Origin of the sequence: Gordonia tangerina, from assembly GCF_021556435.1 — a bacterium.
Lineage (GTDB): Bacteria > Actinomycetota > Actinomycetes > Mycobacteriales > Mycobacteriaceae > Gordonia > Gordonia tangerina.
This window is the reverse complement of the sequence record NZ_JAKGCU010000016.1, coordinates 47,639-61,895: the sequence shown is the minus strand read 5'-3', so window position 1 is coordinate 61,895 and position 14,257 is coordinate 47,639. Positions and strand designations below refer to the sequence as shown.

The following is a 14,257-nucleotide window of genomic DNA, read 5'->3' as shown; positions in this document are numbered from 1 at the left end:
GCTTTTGACCTGCATGTACGTGTCCCACGCGAAACTTACTGGCGAGTATATATCCGACCTTGTTCACTTCCGCGCGTTCTGATGCTATCGTGACAACACGCATTGTCATAACAGTGCTCATTGTCATGAAAGAACAGTTGTTCACCAACGGCCCGGAGGTCGAGACTCGATGACTGCAGCGATGGATCGCACGCAGGCCGACACCCACCATGGTGTCGACGAAGCGCAGAACGTGGTCAGCATGCGCGACCAAGGGACCGACGAGGTCTCCGAACGCCTGCTCGCCTCGGCGGCTCGGCTCTCGCGCAATGCGATGACCGAGATCGACTGGTCGGCCCCGATGGACCCCACCAAGTACGGGTGCAGCCCGGAATGGTCGTCGCTGTACGGCACCGCCTACTGGGAGGAACTCTCCGAGTCCCAGCGCATTTCGGTGACCCGCCATGAGTTCGCATCGATCATGAACATCGGCATCTGGTTCGAGATGATCCTGCAGGAGATGGTCATCCGCGATCAGTACCTCGGCGCCTACCACAGCCCGGAGTTCCAATTCGCGCTGACCGAGGTCGCCGACGAGTGCCGCCACTCGATCATGTTCGCCAAGGCATCCGAGAAGATGGTCGGTACCTCCTACAAGCCCACCAAGAAGGTCGGGCGACTCGGCAAGCTGTTCAAGCGCACCGCCAAGAACGAGGTCGCCTACGCCGGCATTCTGGTCGCCGAAGAGGTGCTCGACGTCTTTCAGCGCGGTTGCATGCGCGACGATCGGGTGCTGCCGTTCATCCGCACCGTCAACGAGATCCACGTGCTGGAAGAGTCGCGGCACATGCGCTTCGCGCGAGAAGAGGTGCGTGAGTCGATGGATGGCGTCGGGTGGGCGCGTCGGCAGTTCAGCGCTCTCTACGTTGCGCTGGGCGCCTACTTCATCGTCACCAGCCTGGTGCAGAAGAAGGCGTTTGCCGATGCCGGGCTCGACGCCGACCGGGCCATGGCCGAGATGCGCTCCAACTCGCACTTCCAGTCCATGATCCGAAGCAGCTGCGCTCACCTCATGGAGTTCCTCGACGAAGTCGGCCTGCTCACCAAGCCGGCCATGTACTACTACCGGAAAGCGAACATGCTCTGATGTTCGTCATCACCCAGTCCTGCTGCAGCGACGCGGCATGCGTGTCGGTGTGCCCGGTCAACTGTATCCACCCGACACCCGAGGAGCGCGGCTTCGGCAGTTCGGACATTCTGCACATCGATCCCGAGGCGTGTATCGATTGCGGTGCCTGTGCTGATGCCTGCCCGGTGGACGCGATCTATCCGGCAGACAAGCTCGGCACTCGCGACAAGGTGTTCATCGACATCAACGCCGACTACTACAAGAACAACCCGGACGTGGCCTCCGGGTGGTCGTCGGTCACGTATCCGGACATCCCGAAACTGCCGGCCGGTCTACGGGTTGCGCTTGTCGGCACCGGGCCGTCGGGCGGTTATGCGCTGCGGACGATCCTGGATCGCACCGAGGCGTCGGTGACCGTCATCGACAAGCTTCCCACTCCAGGCGGTCTCGTGCGTGCCGGCGTCGCGCCGGATCACCCGGGCACCAAGGGCGTGCTGCGGGGTTTCGATCTGCTTTATCGCGATCCGCGCGTCACCATGGCGACCAACGTCGAGGTCGGCACGGGCGAGGGCCAGATCACGCCGGACGAGTTGGCCGAACACTTCGATGCGGTGTTCTATGCGGTCGGTGCCAGTGAGTCACGTCGACTCGGCATCCCCGGGGAAGCCCTGCCCGGCTCGACGTCGGCGACCGATCTGGTCGCCTGGTACAACGCGGTGCCGGGCATGGAGGCTCCGCCGATCCCCCGTGACGGCACGGGACGCGCGGTCGTCGTGGGCACGGGCAACGTCGCACTCGACGTGGCACGCATCCTGGTGTGCCCGCCGGAGATGCTCGCCACCACCGACATCGCCGATCGTGCGCTGCGCATCCTGGAAGAACAGAACATCCACGAGGTGGTGGTGCTCGGTCGCCGCGACCAGGCGCACGCCGCGTACACATCTGCCGAGTACCGGGCGCTGTCGACGATCCCGGGGGTGGAGGTGGTGGTCCACGACGACCCCGACGCCGACCTCCCGGACTTCAGCGCGCCCGCCGATCCGGACAACCGTCGGATCACCTTCCTCTTCCACACCACCCCCGAGGAGATCTCGGGACAGTCGCGCGTCGAGCGGGTCACCGTTGCGACCGGTGGACGTCAACACCAGATCGCCGCCGATCTGATGGTTCGTTCCATCGGTTACCGTTCGACGCCGATCGGCGGGCTCCCGTTCGACGACGAACGTGGGGTGTTCCCCAATGTGGACGGCCGGATGACCACCGAGAGCGGCGATGTCATCCCGGGTGTCTATGTCCTGGGATGGGCCAAACGCGGGCCGAGTGGCGGCATCGGCACCAACAAGGTCTGCGCCGAGGCAACCGTGGAGGACTTCATTCGCGATGCAGCCGCCGGGCATCTCCCGCGAACAACGCATCCGGCCAAGGCATTCACCGCCCTGCTGCGCCGTCGCACCCGACAGGTCATCGGCTACCGCGGAGTCCGTGCGATCGACGCCAGCGAACGGCGTCGCGGACTCGCACAGGGTCGGCCCCGCGTCAAATACACCGAGTTGTCGGAGATGGTCGGCGCAGCCGGGTGGCGGAAGAAGTAGGCCACCGGCGATCGAGGCGGCCTGGTTGCTCTGGTGGTTGAGTAGGCCGAGGCGCCAGCCGAGACCGTATCGAAACCACCGCACGCGATCTCGATACGCTCCTCACTCCGTTCGTCGCTACTCATCAGCGGGGGGACGCTCGATCAGCGAAGGGGGCGCGCGATCGGCGGCGGGGCTCGACCACCCGACCTCGAGATCACATCGGCCGACCTTCGCGGTGAGGTCCTGACAATCGCCTTGTAACACTCAGGCAAGAAGCGATTCACGCGCGGTAGCGATAGTGGCCGTATGTCCAGCACACCGCGGTTCCTGCAAGGCGTCTACGCGTTCACCGGAACGGGGCTGACGAAACCGGCGCCCATCGACCCGTCCCTGACCTACGTGGTGCCCCCCGGCATGACGGCACAGCCCCTCTACTTTCGTGGCGGGAACAGCTCGGGCGAACTGATCTATGTGACGCTGATGCGGGACGGCCAGCCCATGCGCATCTTCCCGATGGGGGCGCGGTCCTCGGTCAACGTCCCGCTGCGTGTGGTGGAGGACGTCGATCCCGACACCACCTTGGAGTTGGTCCTGGCGGCGCCGGAAGCGACGAGCGGTGAGGTCGTCATCGACTTCGGGATGGTCATCTTCTGATGCCTGTCGACGTCACGCCGCACGACGATGCAACCACCGCCAAGCGCAAGCTGGTGGTGGTCGGCAACGGTATGGCCGGCGCACGGACCGTCGAGGAGATCCTGTCCCGCGGTGGCAGTGAACTGTTCGACGTCACGATGATCGGCGACGAGCCCTACGGCAACTACAACCGGATCATGCTCAGCCACGTCCTTTCCGGCGAGGCCACACTCGACGACGACGACCTGATGCTCAATCCGATGGCCTGGTACCGGGAGAACGGGGTCACCCTCTACTCGGGCGACAGCGCCGAGGGCATCGATCGTTTCGCCAAGACCGTCACCTGCGCCAGCGGCCGTGTCATCGACTTCGACGTCCTGATCATCGCCACCGGGTCCAACACCTTCTTCCCCAACATGGATGGGCTGCGCGAGTCCGATGGGCGACTGGCGCGCGGCGTCTTCGGATTCCGGACCATCTCCGACACCAACGGCATGCTGCAGATGGCGACGGCGCGCGACGACGTCCGTGCTGTGGTCATCGGCGGCGGACTGCTCGGGCTCGAGGCGGCCTATGGACTCAAGACCCAGGGGGTCGACGTCGACGTCGTGCACTCGCCCGGTCACCTGATGAATCAGCAACTCGACGAACGCGGCGGAAAGGTGCTGCGCAACAAGATCGAGGAACTCGGGGTCGGCGTGCACACCGGCAAACGCACCACCGCCGTGCTGCGCACTGACGACGGCACCGTCAGCGGAGTCGGATTCGCCGACGGCGAATCGCTGCCGGCGGACATGATCGTGGTCACCGCCGGAATTCGGCCCAACGTCGAACTGGCACGCAGCGCCGGGCTCGTCATCGAACGCGGCATCGTCGTCGACGACCAGATGCGCTGCGAGGACGAGGGTTCCATCTACGCCGTCGGAGAGTGTTGCCAGCACCGCAGCGAGGTGTACGGGCTGGTCGCGCCGCTGTGGGAGCAGGCGGTGGTGCTCGCCGACGTCATCACGGGTGCGAATCCCCATGCGGAGTACCATGGTTCGCGACTGACCACCAAGCTCAAGGTTGCCGGGGTCGACGTCGCGGCCATGGGTGTGAAGGGTCCCGAACGCGAGGACGACGAGTTCGTCCAGTTCTACGAGCCGCGCAGCGGCACCTACAAGAGTGTGGTGGTGCGCGACAACAAACTGATCGGCGCCATGCTCCTCGGCGACATCTCCAAGGCCAACTTCCTCACCCAGGCCTTCGATGAGAAGGTGCCGCTGCCCGAAGAACGTATCTCGATGCTCTTCGACATGGGTACGCCCAGTGCGGAGACCGGTGCGGCCGAGCTCGCCGACGACGTGCAGGTGTGCAATTGCAATGGTGTCACCAAGGGCGACATCGTATCTTGCGTACAATCCGGGTGCACCAGCGTCAGCGAGGTCTGCGCGAAGACCCGCGCCGGCAAGGGGTGCGGCTCGTGCAAGCCACTCGTCGGCGACATCGTCGAGTTCGCCGCGGGTGATGCGCTGACCGTCGACAAGTCGGCGGACTGGTACGTGCCGTGCATCCCGCTGACCAAGCCGGAGTTGATCGACGCCATCAAGCGGCAGGATCTCCGTTCGGTGTCAGAGGTTTTCGAGAACTTGGCGCCCGACGGTGAGGACGCCACCGCGAAGATGCCGTTGTCGTCGCTGCTGCGGGTGATCTGGGGAACCGGGTGGAATCGCGAACCGGGTGCGCTGTTCGTCAACGATCGAGTGCACGCCAACATCCAACGGGACGGCACGTTCTCCGTCGTACCGCAGATGAAGGGCGGCGTGACGTCGCCGCAGCAGCTGCGCAAGATCGCCGACGTCGCGGAGAAGTACGACATCCCGATGATCAAGGCGACCGGCGGACAGCGTCTCGACCTGCTCGGTGTGAAGAAGGAAGATCTGCCCAAGGTCTGGGCCGACCTCGGCATGCCGTCCGGTTACGCCTACGGCAAGTCCTTCCGGACCGTGAAGACATGTGTGGGAACCGACTACTGCCGGTTCGGACTCGGGGATTCGACGGCGCTGGGCATCGCGATCGAGACGCGATACCAGGGTCTCGAGTCGCCGGCCAAACTGAAACTCGCGGTCACCGGCTGCCCCCGCAATTGCGCCGAAGCCCTCTGCAAGGACTTCGGCGTGGTGGCGATCGGCGACGGCAAGTGGGAGATCCTCGTCGGCGGTGCCGCGGGGGCGCACATCCGCAAGGGTGACCTGCTGGCGACGGTCGACTCACCGGAGGAGGTGATCCGCCTGTGCGGCATCTTCATCCAGTACTACCGTGAGCAGGCCAAGTGGCTCGAGCGCACGTACGCGTTCGTGCCGAGGATCGGCATCGAGGAACTGCGGGCGATCCTCGTCGAGGACCGCGACGGCATCGTCGGCGGTCTGCAGGAGCGCATCGACGAGGCGGTCGCCGATTACGTCGACCCGTGGCTCGACCGTGACGAGCCGCGATCGCCCGCCCAGTTCACCTCCGCGTTGCCGCTGCTGCCGCTCCCGCAGGTGCCGGTCCGATGACCAGCGTCGACACCGGCGTCCCGGTCGGTCCGATCGATGATCTTCTCCCGGGGGAAGGGCGGGCCTACCCGGTCGACGGCCGCCAGGTGGCGGTGTTCCGGATGACCGACGGCACCCTGCGGGCCACCGACGCGGTCTGCCCCCATCGGGGAGGCCCGATCGCCGACGGCCAGTTCGACCTCGGCCACGTCGTGTGTCCGCTGCATCAGTACGTGTTCCGCTTCTCCGACGGCGGCTGTACCGCCGATGGGATCGGCTCGCTGGGCGTGTACCGCGTGGAGGATCGCGACGGGAGGATCGTCGTCTGGCCGTGAGGTTGTCCCAGTTGACACCTCAGCGCCGCGCGGTCGTCTCAGCAGCGATCGTGTCGCGCTCAGGTGTCATCTGAGACGAGTTCCCTGGTGGGCATCAGTGGCTTGAGGTGTTCGCGCCGACGCACGAGGTCCATGATCGTCTCTTCGGCGGCCGGCCACTCGTGCACCACTTGGTGATACGTCAGTCTGATGACCAGGTATCCGAGTTCGACAGCTGTGCGGTCGCGCTCGCGGTCCTTCTCGAATTGTTCTTTGCTGCTGTGGAATTCGTATCCATCCACCTCGATGATCAAGCCAGTGCCGACCACCAGGTCGACGATGCCCACTCCCGGGATGTCGACCTGTGAGCGCACACCGATACCGCGTGATCGGAGCCGGAATCGGCACATCGATTCGGTACCGGACTGAGAACTGCCGTCGCATCGGTCCAGCAGGCGGCGGATCCGCGCGGGTGCGGACCGGAACACGACCCGGAGGTCGGAGAGTTCGAGCAGCCCCAGATTCATGATGGAGTCGCAGACCACCACGATGCCTTCGTCGTCCAGGCATTTCAGTGCGTGCCGCAGCGCGACTGCCAGTTCGTCGACGGACGTGATCTCCGATTCCGGTCGGCCGTACTGTTCGCAGAACGTCGCGCCGGGCGTGCGGTGCGCACAGGCGCGGGCCCGGATGTGAACCGTATCGGATGTACCGGGAACCCAGACCTTGAGCAGTCGTAGTGCCGACAGGCAACTCAGCACGCCGCCACCGGCCACCGCCGACACCACAGTACTGTCGGCCCACGGTGTGGCGTACCACCCTCGCCGCAGACATCGCAGTGTGCCGTTCTTGAGGGCGGCCCGGAGTTCGGTTCGCGTCATGCCGGCCTCACGCAGTTGTTTCCACGAAGCGACGCCGAACCCAGCAGCGAGGACCTCGGAGTAGTCGGGTTGATCCATGGGGTGCAGCCTGACATCCGGTGAGGCGCGGACGAGGTGGTCGGCTGGTTCCCGGACGATATCTGTGGACAGATCCGAGAATGTGCAGAGCGCACCCATAACCCCTGTCCCAGATGACACCTCAGCAGCCCGGCAGATTTCCACTGCCCGGTGGTGGTCGGCTGGCGTGTCATCTGGGACACGTGGTCAGTTGACGGTGGCGTCCGGCACGATGTATCGCTCGGGCCCGAAGGTGAGGGTTGGCCTCTCCGATCGGGATCGACAGGATGGTGAGCCGGTGCCGAACGGTGCAAGGGATGCCGGGACGGCCGGCTGCGCCGATGCGCTCGTCGCGGGTGAGGCGTACGCGCTCGCGGAGGAAGAGCTTGCGCCCCTCGCTGGAGGTCGAACTCGATGCCACCTCGCTGGTGCTACCGTGGCCCGCGCGCCCTGCCGGACACCTGGGCAGCGCGTGTCCCGACGACACCTCAGTACACGTCCCGCACGTACCGCTTGTCGGCCGCCAATGCCTTCACGTAGGACTCCGCACCGGCGGGCGACCGACGCCCGTGATGAGCCACGATTTCCTTGAGGGTCGCGTCGACATCCTTGGCCATCCGCGTGGCATCGCCGCACACGTAGACGTGTGCGCCGTCGTGCAGCCAGCGGTAGAGCTCTTCGCCGTGCTCCCGCATGCGGTCCTGGACGTAGATCTTGCGGTCCTGATCCCGTGAGAACGCGACGTCGAGGCGCGTCAGCAGGCCATCGGACAGCATGGTGGTGAGCTCGTCGCGGTAGTAGAAGTCGGTGGCCGAATACTGTTCGCCGAAGAAGAGCCAGTTCTTGCCCTCGTGGCCCGATGCCTGCCGTTCGCGGAGGAATCCGCGGAACGGGGCGACGCCCGTACCGGGACCGATCATGATCATCGGGGTATCGGGGTCCGACGGAGGTCGGAAATGCGTTGTCGACGTGACGAACACTCCGATGTCCTGACCTTCGCAGTGGTCGGCCAGGAACGTTGAGCACACGCCGCCGCGAGCCTTGCCGTGCAGGTTGTACCGGACGGCCGACACGGTGAGCTCGACCTCTCCGGGGTTGTGCAATGGGCTCGATGATATCGAATATGACCGGGGCTGAAGGGTTTTCAGGACAGACACCCATTCCTCGGGGTCGGCCTTCACCGGATACTCGGTGAGTACGTCCACCGACTGCCGGCCCCAGGTCCACGCCTCCAGCTCCTGCTTGTTGCCTGCCGCCGCAAGGGAATGCAGATGCGCCGAACCGCTGCGGTCGGCGACGAAACGCATGAAATCTGGGGTGACCTTGGCGAACTCGAGACGTTCCCGCAGTGCGCGTCGTAGCGGCATGTCGTCGCCACCCGGCGCGTTGACGATCTCTCCGCCATCGAGGCCGGTCACGTCGAGCCATTCGTCGATGAGGGTGTTGCTGTTGAGCGGCCAGACGCCCAGGGCGTCACCGGCCTTGTAGGTCAAGGTGTCGCCGGGCAGATGGAACCCGAAGTTGCGCACGTCTTTCGACGAACCGTCACCGTTGAGTCTGACATTGCGCGACAGCTGGGTGACCAGTGGCTTCTTCTTCGAGAACGCGGGCGCGGTACGCACCGACGGCTGCGCAGATGAGTCGGCCGGCTCGCTGAGGACGGTGACCCGTTCGCCATCCGTTGATGGTTCCGCGCTCTCGTCTGCGGTGATCACCGTATTGACCCGGTCGAGCCATTGCCCGGCGTGTTCCTCGAAGTCTGGTTCGCAATCGACCCGTTCCAGGATTCGTCGGGCCCCGAGTTCGTCGAGGCGCTCGTCGAGATTGCGCCCGTGACCACAGAAATTGTCGTAACTCGAGTCCCCGAAGGCGAGCACCGCATAGCGTAGTCCCGACAGATCCGGCGCTGTATCGCCGCTGAGCGCATCCCAGAACGCCGAACCGTTGTCCGGCGGTTCCCCGTCACCTGTGGTGGAACTGACGAACAGCGTCGTGCCGCTGAGAGATCCCACGTCGGCGGCATCCATCTCGGTGACCGTGACGTCATATCCCTTGGCCCGGATGTGATCTGCCGTCTCGGTGGCGAACTCTTCGGCGTTGCCCATCTGTGAGGCCCACAGGACTGTGATCGACTCGCGCACCGCCTGCACCGCGTCATCGGCGCCACCCGGTGCACCGGCGGTACCGACGCCCGACAGCGGTGCCCGCGCAAAGATTCCATCGAGCACTCCCGACGCCCACGCGTGGACGTCGCTACGCAGCGGCGCCCCGGGCGGCAGCACGGGACGGTCGTCGACAGGTGGATGCGTCCGGAGCCCGGCGATCATCCCGGCGAGGTACGTGCGTTCCGCCTCCGATGGCCTGATGTCTACGTCGGCGACCCCGAGCGCTGACGCCAGGGCATCGACCGGCCCGGCGAGACCGTGGTGAGCCTCGGTCGTGAGGCTGTCGGAACCCTCGGTGGACGAATGCTGAGCCGAAGGCGCACCCGCGACTTTGGTGAGGGTGACTGCGCACACCTTGAACTCCGGCTGCTGCGACATCGGGTCGACGGCGTCGGAGGTCACTGCGTTGATGGTCAGGTGCTCGCCGAACACGTCGTTCCAGTGGAACGGGACAAAACAATTGCCCGGTCGAACCCGATCGGAGACCGTCGCGGGTAGCACCGCACGCCCGCGCCGCGATGCCACTTCCACCCGGTCCCCGGGGCCGATGCCGAATCGTTGCGCATCCTCGGGGTGGATCTCCACGAACGGGCCCGGGTTGAGTTTGTTGAGTTTGGTGACCCGACCGGTCTTGGTCATCGTGTGCCACTGATGTGGCAGACGGCCGGTGTTCAGCAGGATGGGGTATGCATCGTCGGGCATCTCGGCGGGATCGACGTGCGGCCGTGCGAAGAACTGGGCCCGACGGTTCGGCGTCGCAAACGCGAGCGCGGGCACGGTCCCGTCCTCGGCGGTGTGCATTGTCTGGCTTACGCCGTCGTTGAGGTAGCGGATGGGGTTGCGGCCCTGACCGTTCGGGGTCACCCCGGCATCGGCCGGTGGGCTGGGCCATTGCATCGGGGTGCGACGCAGCCCCTCGTAGGTCATCCCACGGAGGTCGTAGCCGGTGCGTGGGTTCGCGAACCGGCGGATCTCGTCGAAGATCTGTTCGGCGTCGGTATAGGAAAAGGCCTCGATATAACCCATCTCGCAGGCGATGCGCGCGATGATCTGCCAGTCCGGCAGCGCCTGACCGGGCGCGGTCAGGGCGGGCTCGAACAATGTCACGTTGCGTTCCGAGTTCACCATGGTGCCGGTCGACTCGGTCCACAGTGCGGCGGGCAGCGCGACGTCGGCGTAGGCGTTGGTCTCGGTGTCGGCGAAGGCGTCCTGCGTGATGACGAGCTCGGCCTGCTCGAGCCCGGAGATGACGGTCGACCGATTTGCCACGGATGCGACCGGATTGGTGCAGATGATCCAGCACGCTTTGATGTCTCCGTCGGCCATCTGGCGAAACATGTCGATGGTGCCGCCGCCCACCTCGGTGCGCACGGTTCCGGGCGCCAACCCCCAGACGTCCTCGACGAACGCACGGTCGTCGTCGGACATCACCGCCCGCTGTCCCGGGAGGCCGGGGCCCATGTACCCCATCTCGCGGCCGCCCATGGCGTTGGGTTGCCCGGTCAGCGAGAACGGTCCGCTGCCCGGCCGGCAGATCGCGCCGGTGGCGAGATGCAGGTTGATCAGTGCATTGGTGTTCCAGGTTCCGTGTGTGGATTGGTTGAGGCCCATCGTCCAACAGCTCATCCAGTTCTGCGCGGACCCGATCATCTCCGCCGCACGGCGGATGTCGTCGGCCGGGATGCCGGTGATCTCGCTGACCACTTCCGGCGGGTACTGCGCGGCGAACTCGGGGATCTGTTCGAAGCCGTCGGTGAACGACGCGATGAACTCGTCGTCGGTGTGCCCGCCGGTGATGAGCAGATGCAGCAGCCCGTTCATCAGTGCCAGGTCGGTACCGGGTGTGATCTGCAGGAACAGGTCGGCCTTGTCGGCGCTGGCAGTGCGGCGCGGATCGACGACGATGAGCTTCGCACCTGCCTTGATCCGGTCCATCATGCGCAGGTGCAGGATCGGGTGGCAGTCGGCGATATTCGACCCGATCACGAAGAACACGTCGGCGTGATCGAAATCCTGATACGAACCGGGCGGACCGTCGGCGCCGAGGGACTGCTTGTAACCGGTGCCGGCGCTTGCCATGCACAGCCGCGAGTTCGATTCGATCGCCGTGGTCCTGATGTAGCCCTTGGCGAGTTTGGTCGCGAGGTACTGCGCCTCCATCGACATCTGCCCCGACACGTAGAGGGCCAGGGCGTCCGGTCCGTGTTCGTCGACGATGGCGCGTAGTCGTGCCGCGGTCTCGGTGATCACCTGATCCATGTCGCCGGGCCGCGCTGGAGCGCCGCGTTCGTCGCGCACCATCGGCGTGACCAGGCGTCCGCCGGCGGCCAGCATGTCCGCGGTGGTCGAACCCTTGGTGCACAACCGACCGAAGTTGGTCGGATGATCCTTGCGGCCCACGGTCTTGGCGACCTGACCGTCGGCGCCGAGCGCCAGGTCCATTCCACAGCCCACCCCGCAGTAGGCACACAGCGAATGCACGATGTCGACGGACTTCACGATCTCCACATTCGACGGGGTGTGTTTCCTGATGCGAATCGGCCAGTTACACGCCTATCAACTTGACCTCACAGGGGTGGGTCGCACATGTGCGCAGCCCGGTCGCGGACGCGACCGGCGGCGTTGCATTCGGCTCGGCGCGCCCCGACCTGCAGCAATCGACGCGGGACACGGCGGTACGTCCTCAGACACATCTCAGCAGTTCGCGATAAGACTGTAGGCATGCGCATCCTTGTGGTCGACGACGATCGGGCGGTACGCGAGTCGCTACGTCGGTCGCTGTCGTTCAACGGCTACACCGTCGATATCGCGGCCGACGGTCTCGAGGCCCTGGAGAAGATCGTCGCCGAGCGTCCGGACGTGGCCATTCTCGACGTCATGATGCCGCGTCTGGACGGGCTGGAGGTGTGTCGTCGGCTGCGGTCGGCCGGCGACGACCTGCCCATTCTGGTGCTCACCGCACGGGACACCGTCTCCGAGCGGGTGTCGGGTCTGGACGCCGGGGCAGACGATTATCTGCCGAAACCGTTCGCACTGGAGGAACTGCTCGCGCGGCTACGTGCGCTACTGCGACGTGCCAGTCCCGACGATGCGGCCGAGTCGGAGGAACTGTCGTTTGCGGACCTGACGCTGGACCCGGTGACCCGCGATGTGGCACGCGGTGAACGCAGCATCAGTCTCACTCGGACCGAATTCGCTTTGCTCGAGATGCTGATGGCCAACCCGCGCCGCGTCCTGTCCCGCAGTCGCATCCTCGAAGAGGTGTGGGGCTACGATTTCCCGACCTCGGGCAATGCCCTGGAAGTCTACGTCGGCTACCTGCGGCGCAAGACCGAAGCCGAAGGTGAGCCCCGGCTCATCCACACGGTGCGCGGCGTCGGCTATGTGCTGCGGGAGACCCCGCCGTAGTGGTCCCCGACGCATCGGATTCGACCCCTCGGTCGGCACCGACGACGATGCCGGGACGACGGTCCATCGCCCGAATACGTCGGCATGACCGCAAGGAGATGCGGGCGCCGATGCCGCTGACCCGAGCGGTGTCGTTGACGACGCGTGTGACTCTGCTGTCGGCCACCGTCGTGCTCGTCTCGGTCAGCCTGATGGCCGCGGCCGCCTACTTCGTCGTCTACCGCGCGATGTACAACGAGGTCGACTCGCAACTGGAGAGCCGCGCCGACGGCATGACGGTACTCGCCAAGACCGGCCTGCTCAACGAACGACCCGAATCGCTGGTCACCGGCACGGTGTTCTCCACCAACATCTCCCTGGCGCTCGTGCACCCCGACGGCAGCACCTACCTCATCGGGGATGTGCCCTTCGAAGACGTCGAGCGCAGCATCGCGCGGTCGACGCCGCGGCCGGTCAACAACATGCAGAGCCTACGGACCGTGGACAACCAGCGGGTGCTCGCCCGCAAGCTCGCCGACGGCAACACCTTGGTGTTGGCGCAGAGCCTGCTGCACACCGATCGGGTCCTCAAGCGGCTGGCCTGGGTGCTGCTTGTCGTCGGCGGCGGTGGAGTCGCACTGGCCGCGTTGGCTGGCACCACCGTTGCGCGGGCCGGTCTGCGACCGGTGGCCCGATTGACCCGCGCTGCCGAGCGGGTCGCGCGCACGCAGGATCTGACGCCCATCCCGGTCTCGGGCAACGACGAGTTGGCGCGCCTGACCGAGAGTTTCAACACGATGCTGCGCGCCTTGGCCGATTCACGTGATCGGCAGGCCCGGCTGGTGGCCGATGCGGGTCATGAGCTGCGAACGCCGCTCACCTCCCTGCGGACCAATCTCGAGCTGCTGATCGCCGCGAGTGAGCCGGGGGCACCCGCGATGCCGCCGCAGGACATGATCGAGCTGCGCTCGGATGTGATGGCCCAGATCGAGGAACTGTCCACGCTGGTAGGAGATCTCGTCGACCTCGCCCGTGAGGACGCGCCGGAGGTGGTGCACGAGGAGGTCGATCTCGTCGAGGTGATCACGCGATCGTTGGACCGGGTGCGTCGCCGCCGAACCGACGTGGACTTCCACACGACGGTGACGCCGTGGTTCGTCTTCGGGGAAGAACACGGCCTCAATCGGGCAGTGCTCAACGTGCTCGACAACGCCGCGAAGTGGAGTCCGCGTGGTCGGCCAGTGCTGGTGAGCCTGAGTCAGATCGACGCGAACACAGCAGAACTCACGGTGGCCGACGCCGGGCCAGGGATCCCCGAGGAGGACCGGGAATTGGTGTTCGAACGGTTCTACCGATCGACCCAGTCGAGGTCGATGCCCGGTTCCGGTCTGGGCCTGGCGATCGTTCGTCAGGTGGTCACTCGCAACGGCGGAAGTGTGCGGGCCGAGCAGTCCGATCTGGGCGGAACCCTGATCCGGATGACCTTGCCGGGAAGTCCCACCCCTGAGGAACCTTCTCCGCTGATCGTTCGTCAATAAGGGTGACGGTCGCGGCCGCGCAGACCGACCGGCATTCGGTCATCGACCCACCACCTCGATCACTTAGGGTTGAGGGCCAGGGTC

9 protein-coding genes are annotated in these 14,257 nt (G+C 65.6%); 7 read left to right on the top strand and 2 right to left on the bottom strand.

What is annotated here, in order from left to right; genetic code table 11:
• Window positions 1–169: 169 nt before the first annotated feature.
• From L1892_RS16550 to L1892_RS16530, 5 genes are all read left to right on the top strand, one after another.
• Window positions 170–1,126, top strand: a complete 957-nt coding sequence (locus L1892_RS16550) for an AurF N-oxygenase family protein (RefSeq protein ID WP_235724712.1) — start codon at window positions 170–172, stop codon at window positions 1,124–1,126.
• Entirely contained in the window at window positions 1,126–2,700 is a 1,575-nt protein-coding gene (locus tag L1892_RS16545) for an FAD-dependent oxidoreductase (protein ID WP_235724711.1), read from the top strand. The genes L1892_RS16550 and L1892_RS16545 overlap by 1 nt, the downstream gene beginning before the upstream one ends.
• Window positions 2,701–2,988: 288 nt before the next feature.
• On the top strand, window positions 2,989–3,336 hold the full coding sequence (locus L1892_RS16540; RefSeq protein ID WP_235724710.1) for a molybdopterin oxidoreductase: 348 nt from the start codon (window positions 2,989–2,991) through the stop codon (window positions 3,334–3,336).
• The gene (nirB, locus tag L1892_RS16535; protein ID WP_235724709.1) at window positions 3,336–5,852 is read left to right on the top strand and encodes a nitrite reductase large subunit NirB; all 2,517 of its coding nucleotides are present in this window, start codon (window positions 3,336–3,338) and stop codon (window positions 5,850–5,852) included. Before L1892_RS16540 ends, nirB begins: the two co-directional genes overlap by 1 nt.
• Window positions 5,849–6,166 carry a Rieske (2Fe-2S) protein gene (locus L1892_RS16530; protein WP_235724708.1) on the top strand — a complete coding sequence of 106 codons (318 nt, stop codon included), beginning with the start codon at window positions 5,849–5,851 and terminating at the stop codon, window positions 6,164–6,166. Before nirB ends, L1892_RS16530 begins: the two co-directional genes overlap by 4 nt.
• A 59-nt stretch (window positions 6,167–6,225) precedes the next feature.
• Here L1892_RS16530 and L1892_RS16525 read toward each other — a convergent pair whose 3' ends face one another.
• Complete coding sequence (locus tag L1892_RS16525; protein ID WP_235724707.1) at window positions 6,226–7,104, bottom strand: DUF559 domain-containing protein; 879 nt, start codon at window positions 7,102–7,104, stop codon at window positions 6,226–6,228.
• Window positions 7,105–7,571: 467 nt separating this feature from the next.
• A complete protein-coding gene (locus L1892_RS16520) occupies window positions 7,572–11,690 on the bottom strand; it encodes a bifunctional nitrate reductase/sulfite reductase flavoprotein subunit alpha (RefSeq protein WP_235724761.1) in 4,119 nt (1,372 codons plus the stop codon).
• Window positions 11,691–11,969: 279 nt separating this feature from the next.
• On the opposite strand from L1892_RS16520, the gene L1892_RS16515 reads away from it, so the two are divergent.
• Together L1892_RS16515 and L1892_RS16510 are read left to right on the top strand one after the other, a co-directional pair.
• On the top strand, window positions 11,970–12,656 hold the full coding sequence (locus L1892_RS16515) for a response regulator transcription factor (RefSeq protein ID WP_235724706.1): 687 nt from the start codon (window positions 11,970–11,972) through the stop codon (window positions 12,654–12,656).
• A 47-nt stretch (window positions 12,657–12,703) separates the two neighbouring features.
• The gene (locus L1892_RS16510) at window positions 12,704–14,173 is read left to right on the top strand and encodes a sensor histidine kinase (RefSeq protein ID WP_235724705.1); all 1,470 of its coding nucleotides are present in this window, start codon (window positions 12,704–12,706) and stop codon (window positions 14,171–14,173) included.
• The last annotated feature ends 84 nt before the right edge of the window (window positions 14,174–14,257 follow it).

Bases quoted from the DNA above. Each gene is read 5' to 3' on its own strand.
- L1892_RS16550 (WP_235724712.1), top strand. From the start codon at position 170: ATGACTGCAGCGATGGATCGCACGCAGGCCGACACCCACCATGGTGTC.
- L1892_RS16545 (WP_235724711.1), top strand. From the start codon at position 1,126: ATGTTCGTCATCACCCAGTCCTGCTGCAGCGACGCGGCATGCGTGTCG.
- L1892_RS16540 (WP_235724710.1), top strand. From the start codon at position 2,989: ATGTCCAGCACACCGCGGTTCCTGCAAGGCGTCTACGCGTTCACCGGA.
- nirB (WP_235724709.1), top strand. From the start codon at position 3,336: ATGCCTGTCGACGTCACGCCGCACGACGATGCAACCACCGCCAAGCGC.
- L1892_RS16530 (WP_235724708.1), top strand. From the start codon at position 5,849: ATGACCAGCGTCGACACCGGCGTCCCGGTCGGTCCGATCGATGATCTT.
- L1892_RS16525 (WP_235724707.1), bottom strand. From the start codon at position 7,104: ATGGATCAACCCGACTACTCCGAGGTCCTCGCTGCTGGGTTCGGCGTC.
- L1892_RS16520 (WP_235724761.1), bottom strand. From the start codon at position 11,690: ATGGACCTGGCGCTCGGCGCCGACGGTCAGGTCGCCAAGACCGTGGGC.
- L1892_RS16515 (WP_235724706.1), top strand. From the start codon at position 11,970: ATGCGCATCCTTGTGGTCGACGACGATCGGGCGGTACGCGAGTCGCTA.
- L1892_RS16510 (WP_235724705.1), top strand. From the start codon at position 12,704: ATGCCGGGACGACGGTCCATCGCCCGAATACGTCGGCATGACCGCAAG.